Genomic DNA, 19021 nt, shown 5'->3' with positions numbered 1-19021 from the left:
TATGAGTAAACAAGCAAAACGTAAACATCATAAGCACAAAAAATATTCGCTGCCAGCTGCTGGATCTAGTCCTGGTGTTATATACATTGATGAAAATGCCTTAAAACCTGTAATTAGGTTGTATAAATACAATGCTGAACATTATGAGGTTAAGGAGCTTAGTTCCTTAAATAATGTAGCTCAAATTGTTTCTGATAAGAATTTTACGTTTTGGATTGAAATTAAGGGGTTTGATTCGTTAGCGATGTTTGAAACCTTATCCACTGATTTTAATGTAAATAAACTTGTCTTAGAAGATATTACGCGTACTTATCAGCGACCAAAGTTTGAGGAGTATGGTAGTTATGATTATGCGGTAAGCAGAATGCTCCATTTTGATGAAAATAAAGATCTGGATAATGTTCAGGTGTCATTTTTACTTACAGATAATGCATTATTTACGCTTCAGGAAAATTACGAGGATTGCCTCGAACCTATTAGATCGAGGTTAAAAGGCGGAAAAGGTAACATAAGGATAGCTGGTAGCAGCTATTTGATGTATGCCCTGATGGATATTATAGTTGATACTTATTTCGTGATTTTAGGTTCATGGGGAGAGGATTTGGATGCTATTGAAGACCGTTTGTTTGATAAACCTGATAAAACGGTGATGTTCGATACTCAGATGATTAAAAGAAACCTGATTGGAATTCGTAGAGTGGTATGGCCCGAAAGGGATAAGTTAAATGATATCCTGAGAAGTGATAGTCCTTTAGTTAGCGATCAAACGAAGCTCTATATTAAAGATGCTTATGATCATTGCATACAGATTATTGATGTTGTAGAGTCCTTAAAAGAGATATCTATCAGTAACCTGGATATGTACTTATCAATGATCAGTAATAGAATGAATGAGATCATGAAAGTACTTACTATTATCTCATCCATCTTTATTCCTTTAACATTTATTGCAGGGATATACGGAATGAATTTTGCCATACAGGATCCACTTACGGGTAAATTACTGCCTAAAAATATGCCTGAATTGTATGCTGCCCATGGATATTTATATACTATGATTGGTATGGGCCTTATTGCAGTAGCACAAATCATATATTTCTGGCGTAAAGGATGGTTTAAATAGGACTGATTATTCTTACCTTAGCGGCTTATGCAATCTTTCGATCTAGACAAAACAGACGTATCTAAGATTAAGGCTGCTTTAGGCGGTAGTGATGAGGAACTAAAGGTTATTCTCGAAGAATATCACGCGTCTGAAATTGCGATCTTATTTGAAAGTTTAGCTAAAGAGGACAAGCAGCGCATTATCAACCTTTTATCGGTAGAAATCGCTTCAGAAGTCATCTCAGAGATGCACGAGGAGTCGCATCCTGAAGAACTTTTGCTTCAGTTGCATCCCGATAAGCGGACAGAGATTGTTGAGGAATTGGATTATGATGATGCTACAGACATCATATCTCAACTGGAGGAACACGAACAGAAAGAAATTCTTGGAGATCTGAGTGAAGATGATGCTTCGAGCATCCGTAACTTGTTAAGTTACCACGAAGAAACTGCCGGTGGTTTGATGAACACGGAGTTTATCCGTATAAATTTAAACCTGACCAAAAAGGACGCTATTGATGAAATTATCCGCCAAAGCGAAGAGATTGAAGAGTTTTATACTGTTTATGTAATAGACGATGAAAATACTTTTCAGGGGATTGTTTCTTTAAAGGACATCATTAAAGCCAAAGGAAATGTAAAAATAACAGAGCTTGTTAAAGCTGAGGTTGCATGGGTACATCCGGATACAGATCAGGAAGAGGTTGCCCGGCTTATTTCTCAATACAACATTACCAGTATTCCGGTTTTAGACAATGACATGAAATTGCTAGGACGTGTAACGTTTGATGATGTTATTGATGTTTTAGAGGATGAAAATACTGAGGATATCTTAAAAATATCAGGGGTATCGGAAGATGAGGAACTAAGTGGTAACTGGGTTGAGGCTGTGAAATCGCGTTTACCATGGTTGATATTGAATCTAGGAACGGCGTTTCTCGCTTCTGGGGTTATCCGTCATTTTGAGCCCACTATTAAGCTAATTGAAGTATTGCCTGCTTACATGACAATTATTGCCGGAATGGGCGGTAATGCAGCTACTCAGGCACTTGCTGTAACCGTGAGAAGGATTTCACTATACGACCTTACGGATAACCAGGCATACAGAACAGTATTGAAAGAGGTTACCGTAGGTCTTATTAACGGTGCCGTAACAGGCTTAATTGTATTTTTATTTGCCGTGTTTTTTGATTCTAATCCAATGCTTGGATTGGTGATTTTTCTGGCTATGACAGGTAATTTGTTAATAGCCGGCATAACAGGAGCAGGTATTCCATTAATTTTAAAGCGGGTTGGAATTGATCCGGCCATTGCTTCTTCAATAATTATTACAACATTTACAGATGTTTTCGGATTTTTGCTGCTGCTGGGTTTAGCAAGCAAGCTTTTACTTTAATTCTATTATTCATTATTATATGCAACCAACAAAACACAACTGGACAAAAGAAGAAATATCAGCCATATATCATAAGCCATTTTTGGATCTCGTTTACGAAGCAGCAACAATACACCGCGAGAATAAAGACTATGCAGAAGTGCAGGTGAGTTCTTTGATCTCGATAAAAACAGGTGGTTGCGCCGAAGATTGCTCTTATTGCCCGCAGGCAGCACGTTATCATACTGATTTGGAAGTTCAGCCTTTAATGCAGGTTAGCCAGGTGGTAAGTGCAGCTGTAAAGGCTAAAGAAGGCGGTGCATCACGTTTGTGCATGGGGGCGGCATGGCGCGAAGTACGTGATAACCGTGACTTTGATCGTGTAATTGAAATGGTGAAGGCCGTAAATGATATGGATATGGAGGTTTGCTGTACATTAGGTATGCTTACTGAAAATCAGGCCCAACGACTTGCTGACGCAGGTTTATATGCCTATAATCATAATATTGACACTTCAGAAGATGATTACAAGCGCATTATCTCGACCCGTACTTATGATGATCGCCTGAATACTATAAAGAACGTGCGTAAAGCAAAATTAACAGTATGCAGTGGTGGTATTATCGGATTAGGGGAAACTGTTGAAGACAGGGTTTCTATGCTGCAGACCTTAGCAAATATGGCTGTCCACCCGGAGTCGGTTCCGGTAAATGCATTGGTTCCGGTGAAAGGAACACCATTAGAATCGCAACCACGTGTTCCAATTTGGGATATGGTTAGAATGATTGCTACAGCACGTATTGTAATGCCGAATTCGGTAGTGCGATTGTCGGCAGGTAGAAATGAAATGAGCACACTGGAGCAAGCATTTTGCTTTATGGCAGGAGCAAGCTCTATTTTTGCCGGTGATAAATTACTGACTACACCAAACCCGGCGTTTGTTGACGATATGGCTATGTTTGAACTGTTGGGCTTAAAGACCAGAGATGCTTTTAAAAATGGAAGACCTGCGAATACACTTGCAGATAAACAGACTGAGGCAGCAGTTTAATCATTAGAGAATTTTACATAAAAAGAGACCCAGACGTAATGCCCGGGTCTCTTTTTATGTAATAAAAGGCCTTACAAAGCTGTAACCCTTGTTTCAATATTGCCTTTAGTAGCTTTAGAATAAGGACATGCCCTGTGTGCTTTTTCTGCCAGGTGCTGAGCTTCTTCGGTAGTTATCCCTGGAATATGTACATCCAGATCTGCTGATAAAACAAAGGCGTTTCCATCTTTATTAAAAGACACCTGAACATCTACAGTTGCCTCGGAGGTATCAACGCCATCGTGTTGTGCAATTGAGCCGAGTGCGCCTAAATAGCAGGCTCCCCAGGCAGCGGCAAATAGTTGCTCCGGATTTGTTGCACCGCCTTGTCCGCCTAACTCTTTTGGTTTTCTTAAATCGAATTCTATTATTCCGTCACTAGATTTGATATGTCCATCGCGACCGCCTTTAGCGGTTACAGATGCAGTATACAGTTTTTCCATATTTTTCATTTTACAATGAAATTATAACAACAGCGGCAGAACTAAAGTTTTACAATTTAATTTTTTCTGATAGTTTATAGATATCGTACGCTACCTTTTGGATCATGTCAAACTGCTCTGCAATGATTATCTCATCACTTTGCTCATCATCGTTAACATTCATATTTCTTCTGATTAATGGAACGTTATTAACCACTCCGGTATTTTTGAACAGATTCTCAGAAGCTAAGTTTAGCAAATAGATGGTGTTTTGTGTGATTGGATTTAGCTCTTCAAAATTTGAAAAAACAAAGGAGTGGTCTTTGTTATACAAAGATAATGTAGCTATATAAGAGGATAAGAGGTGATTTAGGGCAGTAAACTGATGTAACTCCTTCATCATGATTTGCTTGCTTTTTGGCTCAGAAAACATACGCTGAAATAGCGAGGCCAGATTTGCTGTTGTTACATAAACTTCTTTTCTGGCTACCTTATAGTTAGTTAGATCTGTAACCTGCTCTGAATAAAACAGCTTAACCTGTTCAAAGTATCTTATGTTTGCGGTTAGCGTGTCCATCATGGCCTCCTTGAGCTTTTCATACTCCCAATTTGGAAACAATGAATAGCTGGCCAGCATTGCGATACCTGATCCTATTAATGTGTCGTAGATTCTTTCGCGGGCCAGGGAGAGACCTCCAAGGCCAAGGAAATCAAATAATACTAATATATAGGGTGTCATGAAAAGTACACTTACTACGTAATTTTTGCGCTGAAAGCTGTAACAGCCAATCATACATATCAGTAAAATCACAAAGAGGGTGTTTTTATCGTCAATGTAGACCAATATTCCCATACCAACGAAAGCACCAATTACAGTGCCTATCAGACGCTCTATATTTCTTTTTTTAGCTAAACTAAAACCTGGTTTAGAGATTACCAGTATGGTTAAGAGTATCCAGTAGCTATGAGAGAAACTTAAAGATTTTGCGACAATAAAACCAATAAGCATTACTATAGCAACCCTTAATGAATGCCTGAAAGTTGAAGAGTTAAAGGTTATGTTTTCAAGTAATAGTTTAAAATCGATATTTTGTCTTGTAATGAATCTTTCAACCTCAATGTTACGTGGTTTAAGGTTCTTTTTCTCACTTTTATTGAAATATCCATTGATGGTTTTAATTCTAGATAGGATATTTTCTATGTTTACCTCAATATTCTTTAAAGCGATGATACCAAGCGTATTATATTGATTTTCCGTATTATTAACTTCAAGTGCAGTAATTTCATTTTTTAGTTTAGCTACATCTTCAATTAGCGAAGTGGGTAGGCTAGGGGTGCTTCCTGTTTTTAAGGAGAAGGCAATATCATCGAGCTCATCGGCTATTTTTATAATTACGGATTCGTAATGTATCAAAATTCCTGAAGCATCAAATTGTTCATGAAGTTGCTTGTAATTGTAATAGGTAGACATTACTTGTTCGAAGAGATCGACCATATCTACAAAAACCAATAGGAGGAACCTGCCTTCGGGAGTTGTTTCTCTAACTATTTCTCTAGTTTTAAATAGAACTTCTCTAACAGCATCTTGTTTTTCATGTACGGTGACTTGCAATTGAAGTAAATCAGCATAATTATCGTCGTAATCTGTATTTTGACGATAAAATTTCGCTTTTGCTCTTAAAAACTCGCTAACCGAGTGGATTGAGTCACTAAGGGTTTGCTGAACAATTCGATATGGCCTTAATCTATAGAAAAAGTAGCTGAGCAACGTATACCAAATGCTACCAGCGAAAATAAGTAAAGCAGAGAACAGAACTTCCGTCCAGGGTCTAATGTCATCAATACTTAACACCATGATCAATAATGCAGCGGTTCCAATTGAAGCAGCTCTTAAACCATATAGAAAAAACATGGAGAACACAAAGCTGAAGGCAGCGATAACAATTCCTGTAAAATAAATATTGCTGTTGGTAAGCCCGACAATTATAAATATTAATGTGATTAAAACTGTGGTAATTAACATGGCATTTCTGCGATGTATAATTGGGCCAGGAGAATCGACAACGCTAGCACATAAAGCTCCCAATGATAAAGTCATACCATATTGAAGCATTCCAAACTGGGCTAAAATTAAAGAAGGACAAAGAACACCGAATGTAATTCTCAGGCCGTCAGCAAAGTAAGTGCTAAGCAGGAAATCATGAATACTTCTAATGGGACGATCAAACATATTGCAAATTTAGCAGATCAAATACCAATAATTTGACAATTTTTAAAACTATGTATCAGCAAAATCACTTATTGCAAAATAATAAAAAAACTGATAGAACGCACTTACAAATAATATTATATATAAGTCACATAATTAATATTATGTTAAGTAATAAATTGCACATCTCTCTTGTGAGGGATGTTATCCGAATTAAAACTCTTCTAGTTTGGATTTAAGTTCTTGAACTTTATCCAGCTTGTTCTTACGCGTATAGATTTCTATTAACAGCTGGACAGTTGGTTTATCATTCTGATTGATCTCATGAGCTTGTAGTAATGCAACTTCAGCTCTGTTAATGAATGATGTAAATTTCTGATTTTTATCTGCGCTGGTTGATTTTAAGGCTTCATTGGCAGATTGTATATACGCGACACCTAATTGGTACAAAGCATCGAAATAATTCTCATCTATAACTAATGCTTTATTATAAGCCAATTCTGCCGTTCCTAAGCCGGAATTATTTTGGTATAGGTATCCATATAGGAAATAAAGTAATTTGTTGGCTGTGTCAGTCTTAAGTGTATTCTCAATAACTTTTATCGCTTCAACATATTTTTCGTTATCAAGTAATAAGTTGATGTAGTTGTTAGTCAAATTTACATCTCCGGCATTTACTCGAATTCCATCTTCAAGTGTTTTGATTGCTTGGTCGGTTTCAAATTTTGAAGTGTATATATTGGCAAGATTCTGAAATATTGCGGGATTTCTTGCTCCGTTTTCTTTTGCTCTTTTGAAATATTCGAGCGCATTGTCGAAACCTCTGATATTTTGAGCAGCTAAAGCTGTATTAACAGCTAAAGTGGTATCTTTTGGAAAAAAATCACTTACTTCTTTTAATAAGCTGAAGGCTGTTGTGAAATCATTCTTTGCGAAAGCTGCATTTGCTTTTTCCTGCTTTTTGATATTAATATTGTATATAGATGCCTCTATTAAATGGGTATTTGTTTGAAATTTATCTAGTCTTTTAGCTGAATCTATAGCCTCTATGGCTAAACCATAATATTTATCGGAATTACCCTCATTAGGATCTGTGATAGCTACATATGAGCTTAAGTATGCTTTAATTGCCCATGTTTCAGGCCATTTCTTTGTTTTCTTATCATTCTGCGCAGCTTCGCTCGCTTTTATCCCTTCCCCTATTATTCCCAATTGTGCATTAGCATCTTGCTTATTGTTTATGGCCATTTGCAATTTACCTACGCTATTTCTTGCTATTAGAAGTTGACTTTTTTGTGAAAAAGCCAGGTTCCAAGTCGTTACAACTAAAAATATAGTACCAATAAAAGATATCTTACTCATAATACAAACTTAAAAAAAAAGAGGGATAAATCTATCCCTCTTTTCACTTTCAAAATTTTTGAATATACCTATTTTAATTCGGCAAGTCTTTTCTTAATTGCTTCGTAGTTAACATTGTCATTTTTAAAAGCATATATAATAGCTAAGTTTTCCAAAGTATTTACATGTTTTGGATCTATATCAAGTGCTGCTTTATAGTAAGGAATTGCCTGATCTATGAATTTAGTCATTTTAGTACCCAACTCACTAAATTCTTTAGTTTTCTTAGGATCTAAAGCATTTCTTTGAGTTTGTATAGCAAGTGCTTGTTTATAGTAAGTATCACCTAGTAACGACTGATAGTTTGCATTTTTAGGCTCTTTTGCTACCAATTTACCAAGCATTTCCTGTGATTTAGCAATATCTCCTCTTTTTAAGTAAATGTCAGTTTCAACACCTATAAAATAAGGATCCTCAGGATACTTAGCAGATGCTTCTTTTAATATAGTTAAACCTGCAACACTATCCTTTATATCATCAAAAGTAGTTTTGATGATATCATTATAAAGCATTTTAGAATCTTTGTAGTTCAGCTCAATAGCTCTTTTAAAGTTTCTAACTACTTCAGGGTAGTTTTTTGCTTCTTTAGCCACAACACCAGCGTTGATAAACATGGCTGTGTCATTAGGGTTTTTGGCAGTTACTTCATTAAATGCTGCTAAAGCTCCAGCGAAATCTTTCTTTTGGTAAGCGTAGATTCCTCTGTTTCTCATTGCATCCTGAATAGTCAGTCTGGCATTTTCAATGTTTTCTTTTTCATTGCCTTTAGTATCTAATGCTTTTGCTTTTTCTACCGCTTCTTCAGCAATTTTTTGATTTGCAGATGAATTGGCAGCATCTAATGAATCTACCAATGCAATTCTTGAAGCAAATAATGCTCTGTACGACCAAGATTCAACCAGGTCTTTAGATTTCTCATGAGCAATTGCTTTATCTGTATGTGCCAATCCTTCATTAAGAGTTTTTAAATTGTCAGCCAAAGTTTTGTCTTTGTTTAAAGACAAAAGTGCCCATTGTTTTTTAGCAGCTTCAATTTCACTCTTTTGTGCATTAGCAAGTGTGGCAACACCTACAAATAATAAACTAAAAAGTATCTTTTTCATTTTATTTAATATATGTTCAACAATTTGATTTTTAATCTTCGGTTTCTTCCTCCGCATCGTCGCCAGCTTCCTCTTCGCCAGTTTCTTCTGTAATATCCTCATCAGGAGCAGCTTCAAGAGCTTCACCGTCTACCACAATATGGCTTTCAGTTGTTTCTTCTACTTCTTCGTCATCGTGATCAATTCTAGCTACTGAAGCAATCTCGTCGTTACCTTTTAAGTTAATTAAACGAACACCCTGTGTTGCTCTGCCCATTACTCTTAATTCGCTAACCACAATTCTGATAACGATACCTGATTTATTGATGATCATTAAATCATCTGCATCAGTTACGTTTTTAATCGCAACAAGTGCTCCGGTTTTTTCAGTAACGTTAATGGTTTTAACTCCCTTACCACCCCTATTTGTAACGCGATAATCTTCGATGTCGGTACGTTTGCCATAACCTTTTTCTGATACAACAAGAACAGTAGCTCCCGGATCATTAACAGCAATCATGCCAACTACTTCATCATTTTCATGAGCAAGGGTTACACCACGAACACCAGTTGCGGTTCTACCCATCGGTCTCACCTTTTCTTCGTTAAAGCGAATTGCCCTTCCAGAGCGCAATGCCATAACAATTTCACTGGTTCCGGTGGTTAAACTTGCTTCAAGTAACTGATCACCTTCATTGATATTGATTGCATTAATACCATTAACCCTAGGTCTTGAATATGCCTCCAAAGAAGTTTTCTTGATTGTTCCTTTTTTGGTACACATGATAATATAATTATTTTCAAGGTACTCCTGATCTTTAAGGTTTTTAACCTTAATAAAGGCCTTAATCTTTTCTTCTTTAGGGATATTAATGATGTTCTGGATTGCTCTTCCTTTACTTAATCTAGATCCTTCAGGAATTTCGTATACTCTTAACCAGAAACAACGACCTGTTTCTGTAAAGAATAACATATAGTTGTGGTTGGATGCAATTAGCATATGTTCAATGAAATCTTCATTTCTTGAGTCACTGCCTTTTGAACCTTTTCCACCTCTACCTTGTGTACGGTATTCTGTTGCCGGAGTACGTTTGATATAACCTTCGTGAGAAATGGTAATTACTACATCTTCATCTTCGATGAAGTCTTCCATGCTCATGTCTTCTGCAGAGTGTACGATCTGAGTTCTACGCTCATCACCGTATTTTTCTCTCATTTCGGTTAATTCCTCAGTGATGATCTGCATACGTTTACCTTCATCATCTAAAATAGACTGTAGGTATTCTATCGTTTTCATTAATTCGTTGTACTCATCTTTAATTTTATCACGCTCCAGACCAGTTAACCTGCGGAGTGTCATATCAAGGATGGCTCTGGCTTGAATATCACTTAATCCAAATTTCTCCATTAAGCCTACTCTCGCTTCTTCAGGGGTATCTGAACTACGAATCAGGTTAATTACTTCATCTAAATGATCAAGTGCAATTAACAAGCCTTCTAAGATGTGAGCACGTTTTTTTGCTTCGGCTAATTCAAACTTAGTTCTGCGGATCACTACTTCGTGACGGTGTTCAACGAAATATTGAATCAGATCTTTTAGATTTAATAATTGCGGCCTGCCTTTAACCAGGGCAATGTTATTTACACTAAATGAAGTTTGTAGCGCAGTTTGCTTGAATAGATTGTTTAGTACGATTGAAGCATTGGCATCGCGTTTAATTTCGTAAACAATACGGATACCGTCTTTATTGGACTCATCCTTAATGTTTGAAATACCTTCAATTTTTTTCTCTCCAACAAGTTCAGCAGTACGCTCGATCATCATTGCCTTATTAACCTGGTAAGGTATTTCGGTAACAATAATGGTTTCGCGGTCCTTTGTGGTTTCAATTTCTGCTTTAGAGCGCATTACAATACGGCCTCTACCAGTTTCAAAAGCTTCCTGAACACCTGCGTAGCCATAAATAATAGCTCCTGTAGGAAAATCAGGTGCTTTTATGTGCTTCATTAATTCAGGAATAGTAATATCGTTATTTTCGATGTAAGCTATTGTTGCATTAATAGCTTCTGTAATGTTGTGAGGAGGCATATTTGTAGCCATACCCACTGCAATACCTGATGATCCGTTGATCAGTAAGTTTGGAACTTTTGACGGAAGAACTGTTGGTTCTTGCAATGAATCATCAAAGTTTAACTGGAAATCTACAGTATCCTTATTGATATCAGCAAGCATTTCCTCTGCAATCTTCTGGAAGCGGGCCTCTGTATAACGCATTGCTGCTGGAAAGTCACCATCGATTGATCCAAAGTTACCCTGTCCTTCAACCATTAAATAACGTAAGCTCCATTCCTGAGCCATCCTTACCATAGTGTTGTAAACAGAAGCATCACCATGTGGGTGATACTTACCCAGTACCTCACCTACAATACGTGCAGATTTTTTATATGGTTTGTTGTTTGTTAATCCCAGATCGAGCATACCATATAACACTCGGCGGTGTACAGGTTTTAATCCATCACGTACATCAGGTAGAGCCCTTGATACGATAACCGACATCGAATAATCGATGTAAGCTGATTTCATTTGCTCGTCAATATCGATCCTTATTATTTTGTCGTTTTCTTGATTTTCTAAATCTTCTGCCATAAATATTAATGTTCCTTAAGAACGATTTAAATGTGGTATTCTTATAACCTTGCGAAGCTAATAAAAAAAGCGCCATTAAGGCGCATTGTGGAAAAATTTTAACGTAAAAATTAGGCTATTCTTAAGCCCATTCTATCCCCTTTTTAAGCTTGCTTAATGTATAGGATTCTTCACTGTCTGGAAGTGTTTGATGATTGTAGATCCATTTGGCCATAGGTGGTAAACTCATTAAAATAGATTCAATTCTACCGTTGGTTTCGAGACCAAATTTTGTTCCTGCATCGTACACCAAATTAAATTCAGCATATCGGCTTCTGCGCAGGTATTGCCACTCTTGTTGTTTCTCGTCAAATTCTTTATCTCTGTTTCTGTCAATTAGTTCCGTATATGCGGGAATAAATGTATTGCCAACTGCTATAGAAAAATCAAGAATCTGATCAAAGGATAAACCTGTGTTTTCAGGTCTTAATCGGTCGTAAAAAATACCTCCAACTCCCCTTGTTTCTTCACGGTGTTTGATGAAGAAATAATCATCGGCATGAGCCTTAAACTTAGGGTAAAAAGACGTATCAAATTCGTCGCAAGTTTGTTTTAAAAGATGGTGAAAATACCGTGCGTCGGTATCAATAATATAATGTGGAGTTAAATCTATCCCTCCACCGAACCATCTTGTTTCGTTATCCATTTCGAAATACCTGATATTCATATGAATTATAGGTACAAACGGGTTATTTGGGTGCATAACGATTGATACACCGGTAGCAAAGAAGTCTTCGCTATCAACCTTAAAGGCTTTTCTAACGGATTCTGGTAGTTTACCATGTACTGCAGAAAAGTTAACGCCACCCTTTTCAATAACATCGCCATGTTGCATTATGCGTGTGCGACCACCGCCGCCACCATCTCTATTCCAAATCTCTTCTTCAAATTTAGCTTTGCCATCTGCCAACTCCAGGCTTTTGCAAATCTGATCCTGAATTTGCTGATAAGCCGCTACTACTCTATCTTTAAACACCATTTCTTTAAAACTATACACGCAAAGTTAACCTTAATAAAAAGGCATCATTCCTTTAATTTTCAGATAGTACATTTTTTTGACACTACTCCTCTTCAAAGTTCAAATCGCGACTATAAGTCTCATCCAAATTATACAAACCGATGTATGCAAGTCCTACTGTTAATACTGCCAGACAAAGTGCTGCGTTGATAATTCCCATTCTTACCACTAAAAACTGAAATAAAAGCGTAACCAGGATTAGCGATCCTCTTACCATATTTGGAACACTTGTAGTTACTGTGGCACGCAGGTTGGTTCCAAATTGTTCTGCTGCAATAGTTACGAATACAACCCAATATCCTGTGAACAAACCGAAAAATACGCACAATATATAAAAACCAGTTGCTGTCCATCCTGTGTTTAACAGATATACCAGCATGGTGCAAAATGTTAGGGTAATAAAGATAAAAACGATCTTTTTACGTGTTTTGAAAAGCTGACTTAAAGCACCGCTTAAGAAATCACCTAGTGAAATTCCTATATAGGTAAACATTACACCCTTTCCGTTGTCTAGAACATCCACGGCCTTTAATGCTTTTCCAAATTCAGGGGCTATGCCAACCAGAATCCCTACTACAAACCATAGCGGCACAGCGATAATGATACAGCTTAAATATTTAGAGAAGCGCTTCCAGGGATAAAATAGCATGAAGAAGTTTCCTTTGGTAACTTCTTTTTTAGACATTTTTTCGAATAATCCAGATTCAAAAACACCAAATCTTAAAAGCAATAACACAATACCCAGGCCTCCGCCCACAAAAAATGCAGTTCTCCATTCAAAAAGATCCCCAACTATATATGCTGCTACTGCACCCATAAGGCCAATTCCCGCCACCAACATGGTTCCATATCCCCTCTTTTCCTTACTCATGCTTTCGCTTACAAGCGTAATACCAGCACCGAGTTCTCCTGCTAAGCCTATTCCTGCAATAAATCTTAACGCCGCATATACCGGAATGCTTGTCGCAAATCCGTTCGCAATATTAGCAAGGGAATACATGATTATGGAGCCAAAAAGTACAGACAACCTTCCTTTTTTATCTCCGAGAATACCCCAGAATATACCTCCAATAAGTAGCCCCGCCATTTGCCAGTTCATCAGATAAAGGCCTGTTTCGGTAATTTTGTCTGTCGGAACTCCTAATGACGATAAGCTTTTGTTTTTGATAATAAGGAATAAAAGAAGGTCGTATATGTCTACAAAATAGCCTAGGGCGGCCACCAGGATTAAAAAAAATACACTTTTATTCTGTTTGCTGTTAATCATACAAAGTTTGTTTGGTTGCTGAAAATACAAACAAATTTTATTTATGATAAAACATTTTGATAAAAAAACATGTATCGAAGAATTTAGCCCCGATACATGTTTGAATTATTGCTCGTTATTTACCTAAGATTTCTATTACTAAGGTTTTACAGTTGTATCTGGAGGTAATTTAGTAGTGTCAGCCGGAACTGTTTTAGCAGTATCCACGGGTTTCATTGTTGTGTCTGTTGAGGTACTATCTGAAGTACCTGATACATTCTTCGTTGAGTTGCATGCTGAAGTGGCTATTATAACCGAGCCCGCAAAAGCAAGACTTAAAATTAACTTTTTCATAGGATTATTTTTATATAAGTACTGGACAATCAACAAGGTCAACCCATAAAAGTTTTAAATAATTTAAAACTGGTTAGTTAAAAACACAAAAAAAGGCCTTCCTGTTTTACCAGAAAAGCCTTTAAAAAATTAACAATTATTTATTTTTTTGGCATCAAAACACCGTCTATTACATAAGTTACACCGTTACTGGAAATTACATCTGGAATAGTGATTTTGGCATCGTTAACCCACCATTCACCGTTTTTCTCAGTTAGCTTGATTTTCTGACCCTGAACCGTTGTAAGCTCCATTCCATTTTTTAAATCAGAAGATTTATAGCTACCCGAAACCACATGATAAGTTAGTACATTGGTAAGATCTTTTTTCATTTCCGGTTTCAATAAATTATCAACCGCACCTGCAGGCAATTTAGCAAATGCTTCGTTTGTAGGTGCAAACACCGTAAATGGGCCTGTTCCGCTTAGCGTTTCAACCAGTCCGGCTGCTTTAACAGCTGCAACCAATGTAGTATGATCGCTTGATCCTAAAGCATTTTCTACAATATTTTTAGACGGAACCATCACGGCGCCACCAACTTTAACCCCATTTTCGGTAGCTATAGTTGTGTCAACAACAGACGTGTCCATCATTGAACTATCGTTCATTGTATCGGCAGTTTTAGAAGAATTACAAGCAGAAACAAGAGCCAGTAATGCCACCCCTGCGCTTAAACTTAAAAATTGCTTTTTCATAAAATTTAGTTTTGTTGTTTTAGATTTTCGTTTTATTTAACATATAAACGAGAATAACAACAAAGCAGATTTTTATTGATGCATTTTTAATTTATCGAGCAATTCAGGAGAAACATTTTCTGCGTAGGCACCGTAAGCATCAATTAATACCCCTTTTAAATTACCTACCGGAGATGATATGGCGTAGATCACGGCACTATCGTCTGGGTCGTTCATGCCTTCAAACCTGTAAAATTCATCAATCTCAAACTCCTCAGGCATCAATTTCATGTCAATTGCTTTACACTCCAAGAAGTCAGAGTTAAGCGTAAAATCGTATTCATAACCTCGCTTCTCAAGGTCAGATACAGCTGCTGTAAGGGTATCGTATATATACATACTCTAATTTACTAAAAATTTACTTTATCCTGCCACATAAAATTTCATAGTTCAATAAACTTTCTGATATTTAAGCATCATGGTTGTATCAGAGAAAACCCTTAAATGGGGATTGTGCTTGTACCCTCCTATGCTGTTCCAGCGCATATGGGTTAAAAGATTTCATAAAGGATTTAGAGGAGTTGATGTAAAAATTAACAAGAGCATTTTTAATAAGAATTATAACGGCTCTATATTTGGAGGTACTATATATGCTGCAACTGATCCATTTTATGCATTGCTGTTTGATCAGCTGCTCCAAAGAGAAGGATTTAAGGTAAGGGTTTGGTTAAAAAGTGCTTCAATACAGTATTTAAAACCTGGTCGGGGCAATTTATACTTTACGATAAAAGTTACAGATGATATGTTGAATGAGGCTATTGAGACTTTAAACACTTCTGGGAAATTTATAAAAGCCTATCCAATGGAAATAACCAATGCTGAAGGTGAAATATGCGCCACAGTATTAAACGAAGTTTACGTTAGGAACCTTCATCAGGGCGAACAACCAAGAATAGCTTATTAAATTACCATTCGCTTAAGAAAATATACAAATGAATATCAGGAAACTAATTTTGCAGGGCGAAGGAACTACACTGGATTTCAAAAAGACGATTACAAACAACGAAAAGATTGCTAAGAGTCTGGTTGCATTTGCTAATAATAAAGGAGGCCAATTGCTTATTGGTGTAGCTGATGATGGTAGTATTAAAGGCGTAAAATCTGAAGATGAAGAGCGTTATATGATCACCAAGTCTGCCCATCAGTTCTGTAAACCTGCAATAGAACCTGAATTTGAGGAAATATATATTGATGACAAATTAGTATTGGTTGTGAAAATTGCCGAAAGTGATACTAAACCTCATTATGCGCTTGATGAAAATAAAAAATGGTGGGTTTATTATCGGGTAAATGATAAAAGCATTTTGGCCAGCAAGATCATCGTTGATGTGATTAAAAAAAGTAGTAAAGTCAACGGCCAGTTGATTACTTATACAGAGCAGGAAAAGAAATTATTTGAGCATCTTAATCTTGAAGGGAGGATAACGCTTAAGCAGTTTAGTAAGCTTACACGCAGCTCCTATCGGCAAGCTCAAAAGATATTGGTAAGCTTAATTCTAAGTGGCGTTATAAAACCTCACACGTCAGATAAGGAAGAATTCTTTACTACTGTATAAAAGGTGGCTATGTTTTCATAAATCACAACAAAATAACCGACTTTTGCTAAAATGTTGAATACCTTATACACTAAGTACAAACCTTATTATTCTGATAATTTACGATTGGCAATGCCTATTGTTGTTTCTCAGCTGGGCCATACCCTTGCACACCTGGCAGACAGTGTTATCGTTGGTCATTTTGCTGGAACAATTCAGCTTGCTGCTGTATCATTAGTGAATAGTCTGTTTATGCTGATCCTGGTTTTAGGTATGGGGATAGCTTATGGATTAACACCTCTGATAGCTCAAGAGAATGGCCGTAAAAATTACGATGAATGTGGTAAGCTGCTTTCTAATAGCTTAATTATAAATTTCTCTATCTCTTTATTGCTATATGCCTTTGTTCATTTAGGGACTTTGATGGTAATAGATCATATCGGGCAGTCGCCCGAAGTTGTTGCTTATGCAAAACCGTATCTGGGTTTGCTTGGTTTCTCTATTATCCCGTTAATGATATTTCAAACTTTCAAACAGTTTGCCGAAGGATTGGGCTTTACAAAACAAGCAATGTTCGTGTCTATCTGGGGTAACGTGATTAATATTATTTTGGGAGTCATTTTTGTTAAGGGGATGTTTGGCATAGCTCCTATGGGCGTAAAAGGTGTAGGCCTAAGTACTTTGATAGATCGTACGGTTATGGCTATAGTAATGACTATATATGTTTTACGGTCAGCTGTTTTTAAGGTTTATATTAAGCAATTTAAGGCCACCTTTTTTGATAAGGTAAGAGCATTTAAAATTGTTAAAATTGGTGCGCCGGTTGCACTGCAGTATTCCTTTGAAATTAGTGCTTTTAGCGGAGCAGCTATACTAATCGGAACCATAGGGGCTGTAGAACAAGCTGCCCATCAGGTAGCTATAAACCTTGCCTCTATTACCTATATGATGGCGAGTGGAATTGCCTCTGCAGCTACTATTAAAACAGGCAATAACTTTGGGAAAAGCAATTTTAAAGACCTTAGGCAATCAGCCATTGCAAGTTACCACGTAATACTTTTGTTTATGACTGTTACCGCATTGTTTTTTGTACTGGCAAATAACCTACTGCCCTTTCTTTATACAGAAGATAACGCCGTAATCAGTATTGCCGCTCAGTTACTTATTATTGCAGGATTTTTTCAATTATTTGATGGTACCCAGGTAGTAGGTTTAGGGGTTTTAAGAGGTATTGGAGATGTGAATGTTCCAACCATCATTACCTTTATTGCTTACTGGGTAATTGGTATTCCGTTGGGTTACTTCCTTGGTATAAAGCTCAACATGGGCGTTAATGGTATTTGGTACGGGTTAACGTTCGGATTGCTCACAGCCTCCATCCTATTGTTTATCAGGTTTCAAAATAAGACCAGAATTTTGCTCGCTAGGGTATCTGCGTAAATAAAAAAATAAAAATTTTGTTTATTCATTAAGTTGCGCTAATATTGTCGACTAATTCGATAGATTTAATATGAGCAGACAATAATGAGCATACGCGAAAACCAGATTAGAATTGCCGTAAGCAATAAATTACAAGAAAAGAAGTGGAAACGGATAGCTTATATATGTCTATTTATATTGGCAGCCTTGTTTATCGGCATTGCCATTTATAATAATGTTACTTATCAGGATGCCTTGGCATTTGGCGAAGAACTATACGCACAGTTAGACGATAAGTTTTTATGGATGCTTGTTGTCGGGTTTATGGCGCAAATGGTTGATGGTGCTTTGGGAATGGGCTATGGCGTAATTTCTACTACCCTGCTGTTGTCTGGTGGCTTAAATCCGGCAGTTATTTCTGGGAGTATTCATACTGCCGAAATGTTTTCTAGTGGAGCATCTGGTTTTAGTCATTATCGTTTTGGTAACGTAAATAAAAAACTTTTTAAAACCCTGTTAATTCCAGGTGTGCTGGGCGCAATTGCAGGTGCATTATTACTAGGATATGCCGGAGATGCCTTTTCGGTATGGATAAGGCCGGTAATTTCTATATATACATTATTACTTGGGATCAGGATATTAACTAATGCATTTAAAGAAAAACAGAAGCCTCAAAAGGTAAAACGTGCAGGCTGGCTGGCTGGAGCCGGAGGTTTCTTGGATTCGTTTGGTGGCGGTGGCTGGGGGCCATTAGTTACCTCTACCCTAATTTCTAAAGGCCGTACACCTAAATATGTAATCGGCTCTGTTAGTTTAACCGAGTTTTTTGTAACCATGGCAAGTGCAGTTACATTCTTCTTTATTCTTGGCGTTAGTCATTGGCAATCTATACTTGGATTAATTGTTGGTGGAATAATAGCTGCCCCATTAGCTGCTCGTTTAGTAGGTAAACTTCCTATTAAAAAGATGTTTATAGGAGTTGGTATTATAGTAATTATATCGAGTTTGCGCATCATTTGGATGTTTATAGATAAATTAACCTAAGAATCTTAGTTGCTTAATATAACCTGGAAAAATATTCCATAAATTTATAGTGTATAAGGAATCTTAAAAGCACGCTCCAAATGAATGTTAAATTAAATTAATAATGGAACAAAGTTCAGCTGGAATTGAAAAATATCATTGCCGTAGATGCGCTAAACCACTAGATTATCGAATTCCACGACAACAAATCGTAAAAACAATACTGTTTTGGGTACCACTTAAAAGGTATAAGTGCACTTCATGTGAAAAAAAGCAATATATAA

Annotated in this window: 17 protein-coding genes; 7 read left to right on the top strand and 10 right to left on the bottom strand. The window is 36.9% G+C overall.

The window, feature by feature from the left end; translation table 11 throughout:
• The first annotated feature begins 1 nt into the window (after position 1).
• Genes corA through bioB form a run of 3 tightly spaced genes read left to right on the top strand, consistent with a single transcriptional unit; the run spans position 2 to position 3530 of the window.
• Positions 2-1123 (top strand): magnesium/cobalt transporter CorA, encoded by a 1122-nt coding sequence (corA, locus tag AC1DDK_RS16210; RefSeq protein WP_172662973.1) that lies wholly within the window; start codon positions 2-4, stop codon positions 1121-1123.
• Positions 1124-1150: 27 nt separating this feature from the next.
• A complete protein-coding gene (mgtE, locus tag AC1DDK_RS16205) occupies positions 1151-2500 on the top strand; it encodes a magnesium transporter (protein ID WP_172662972.1) in 1350 nt (449 codons plus the stop codon).
• A 19-nt stretch (positions 2501-2519) separates the two neighbouring features.
• The gene (bioB, locus tag AC1DDK_RS16200) at positions 2520-3530 is read left to right on the top strand and encodes a biotin synthase BioB (protein ID WP_288879351.1); all 1011 of its coding nucleotides are present in this window, start codon (positions 2520-2522) and stop codon (positions 3528-3530) included.
• Between the two features lie 71 nt (positions 3531-3601).
• Here the strand turns inward: bioB and AC1DDK_RS16195 are convergent, their stop codons facing one another.
• The 10 genes from AC1DDK_RS16195 to AC1DDK_RS16150 form a co-directional block, all read right to left on the bottom strand.
• Positions 3602-4012 (bottom strand): organic hydroperoxide resistance protein, encoded by a 411-nt coding sequence (locus AC1DDK_RS16195; RefSeq protein ID WP_172662970.1) that lies wholly within the window; start codon positions 4010-4012, stop codon positions 3602-3604.
• Positions 4013-4061: 49 nt separating this feature from the next.
• The gene (locus AC1DDK_RS16190) at positions 4062-6221 is read right to left on the bottom strand and encodes an FUSC family protein (RefSeq protein ID WP_288879350.1); all 2160 of its coding nucleotides are present in this window, start codon (positions 6219-6221) and stop codon (positions 4062-4064) included.
• 192 nt (positions 6222-6413) lie between these two features.
• Positions 6414-7562: a tetratricopeptide repeat protein gene (locus AC1DDK_RS16185; protein WP_288879349.1), complete on the bottom strand. Its 1149-nt coding sequence runs from the start codon at positions 7560-7562 to the stop codon at positions 6414-6416.
• Positions 7563-7630: 68 nt separating this feature from the next.
• The gene (locus AC1DDK_RS16180) at positions 7631-8704 is read right to left on the bottom strand and encodes a tetratricopeptide repeat protein (protein ID WP_172662967.1); all 1074 of its coding nucleotides are present in this window, start codon (positions 8702-8704) and stop codon (positions 7631-7633) included.
• 31 nt (positions 8705-8735) lie between these two features.
• On the bottom strand, positions 8736-11330 hold the full coding sequence (gene gyrA / locus AC1DDK_RS16175) for a DNA gyrase subunit A (RefSeq protein ID WP_172662966.1): 2595 nt from the start codon (positions 11328-11330) through the stop codon (positions 8736-8738).
• Positions 11331-11451: 121 nt separating this feature from the next.
• Positions 11452-12348 (bottom strand): oxygen-dependent coproporphyrinogen oxidase, encoded by an 897-nt coding sequence (gene hemF / locus AC1DDK_RS16170; protein ID WP_172662965.1) that lies wholly within the window; start codon positions 12346-12348, stop codon positions 11452-11454.
• 82 nt (positions 12349-12430) lie between these two features.
• Positions 12431-13654, bottom strand: coding sequence for an MFS transporter (locus tag AC1DDK_RS16165; protein ID WP_337716259.1), 1224 nt, complete (start codon positions 13652-13654; stop codon positions 12431-12433).
• 138 nt (positions 13655-13792) lie between these two features.
• On the bottom strand, positions 13793-13987 hold the full coding sequence (locus tag AC1DDK_RS16160) for a coproporphyrinogen III oxidase (protein ID WP_172662963.1): 195 nt from the start codon (positions 13985-13987) through the stop codon (positions 13793-13795).
• Between the two features lie 140 nt (positions 13988-14127).
• Positions 14128-14721, bottom strand: a complete 594-nt coding sequence (locus AC1DDK_RS16155) for a fasciclin domain-containing protein (protein ID WP_172662962.1) — start codon at positions 14719-14721, stop codon at positions 14128-14130.
• A gap of 72 nt (positions 14722-14793) precedes the next feature.
• On the bottom strand, positions 14794-15099 hold the full coding sequence (locus AC1DDK_RS16150) for a hypothetical protein (protein ID WP_048905364.1): 306 nt from the start codon (positions 15097-15099) through the stop codon (positions 14794-14796).
• A gap of 79 nt (positions 15100-15178) precedes the next feature.
• On the opposite strand from AC1DDK_RS16150, the gene AC1DDK_RS16145 reads away from it, so the two are divergent.
• From AC1DDK_RS16145 to AC1DDK_RS16130, 4 genes are all read left to right on the top strand, one after another.
• On the top strand, positions 15179-15664 hold the full coding sequence (locus tag AC1DDK_RS16145; RefSeq protein ID WP_172662961.1) for a DUF4442 domain-containing protein: 486 nt from the start codon (positions 15179-15181) through the stop codon (positions 15662-15664).
• Between the two features lie 28 nt (positions 15665-15692).
• Positions 15693-16316: an AlbA family DNA-binding domain-containing protein gene (locus AC1DDK_RS16140; protein ID WP_172662960.1), complete on the top strand. Its 624-nt coding sequence runs from the start codon at positions 15693-15695 to the stop codon at positions 16314-16316.
• Between the two features lie 51 nt (positions 16317-16367).
• The gene (locus AC1DDK_RS16135; RefSeq protein ID WP_288879348.1) at positions 16368-17735 is read left to right on the top strand and encodes an MATE family efflux transporter; all 1368 of its coding nucleotides are present in this window, start codon (positions 16368-16370) and stop codon (positions 17733-17735) included.
• A gap of 84 nt (positions 17736-17819) precedes the next feature.
• A complete protein-coding gene (locus tag AC1DDK_RS16130) occupies positions 17820-18758 on the top strand; it encodes a sulfite exporter TauE/SafE family protein (protein ID WP_172662958.1) in 939 nt (312 codons plus the stop codon).
• The last annotated feature ends 263 nt before the right edge of the window (positions 18759-19021 follow it).

The sequence above is a fragment of the Pedobacter sp. 05T44 genome (genome assembly GCF_056395985.1).
This window is presented reverse-complemented; position numbering and strand designations above follow the sequence as displayed.

What these genes read in the sequence shown, in the direction of transcription:
- corA (WP_172662973.1), top strand. Translation starts at nt 2, where the DNA reads ATGAGTAAACAAGCAAAACGTAAACATCATAAGCACAAAAAATATTCG.
- mgtE (WP_172662972.1), top strand. Translation starts at nt 1,151, where the DNA reads ATGCAATCTTTCGATCTAGACAAAACAGACGTATCTAAGATTAAGGCT.
- bioB (WP_288879351.1), top strand. Translation starts at nt 2,520, where the DNA reads ATGCAACCAACAAAACACAACTGGACAAAAGAAGAAATATCAGCCATA.
- AC1DDK_RS16195 (WP_172662970.1), bottom strand. Translation starts at nt 4,012, where the DNA reads ATGGAAAAACTGTATACTGCATCTGTAACCGCTAAAGGCGGTCGCGAT.
- AC1DDK_RS16190 (WP_288879350.1), bottom strand. Translation starts at nt 6,221, where the DNA reads ATGTTTGATCGTCCCATTAGAAGTATTCATGATTTCCTGCTTAGCACT.
- AC1DDK_RS16185 (WP_288879349.1), bottom strand. Translation starts at nt 7,562, where the DNA reads ATGAGTAAGATATCTTTTATTGGTACTATATTTTTAGTTGTAACGACT.
- AC1DDK_RS16180 (WP_172662967.1), bottom strand. Translation starts at nt 8,704, where the DNA reads ATGAAAAAGATACTTTTTAGTTTATTATTTGTAGGTGTTGCCACACTT.
- gyrA (WP_172662966.1), bottom strand. Translation starts at nt 11,330, where the DNA reads ATGGCAGAAGATTTAGAAAATCAAGAAAACGACAAAATAATAAGGATC.
- hemF (WP_172662965.1), bottom strand. Translation starts at nt 12,348, where the DNA reads ATGGTGTTTAAAGATAGAGTAGTAGCGGCTTATCAGCAAATTCAGGAT.
- AC1DDK_RS16165 (WP_337716259.1), bottom strand. Translation starts at nt 13,654, where the DNA reads ATGATTAACAGCAAACAGAATAAAAGTGTATTTTTTTTAATCCTGGTG.
- AC1DDK_RS16160 (WP_172662963.1), bottom strand. Translation starts at nt 13,987, where the DNA reads ATGAAAAAGTTAATTTTAAGTCTTGCTTTTGCGGGCTCGGTTATAATA.
- AC1DDK_RS16155 (WP_172662962.1), bottom strand. Translation starts at nt 14,721, where the DNA reads ATGAAAAAGCAATTTTTAAGTTTAAGCGCAGGGGTGGCATTACTGGCT.
- AC1DDK_RS16150 (WP_048905364.1), bottom strand. Translation starts at nt 15,099, where the DNA reads ATGTATATATACGATACCCTTACAGCAGCTGTATCTGACCTTGAGAAG.
- AC1DDK_RS16145 (WP_172662961.1), top strand. Translation starts at nt 15,179, where the DNA reads ATGGTTGTATCAGAGAAAACCCTTAAATGGGGATTGTGCTTGTACCCT.
- AC1DDK_RS16140 (WP_172662960.1), top strand. Translation starts at nt 15,693, where the DNA reads ATGAATATCAGGAAACTAATTTTGCAGGGCGAAGGAACTACACTGGAT.
- AC1DDK_RS16135 (WP_288879348.1), top strand. Translation starts at nt 16,368, where the DNA reads ATGTTGAATACCTTATACACTAAGTACAAACCTTATTATTCTGATAAT.
- AC1DDK_RS16130 (WP_172662958.1), top strand. Translation starts at nt 17,820, where the DNA reads ATGAGCATACGCGAAAACCAGATTAGAATTGCCGTAAGCAATAAATTA.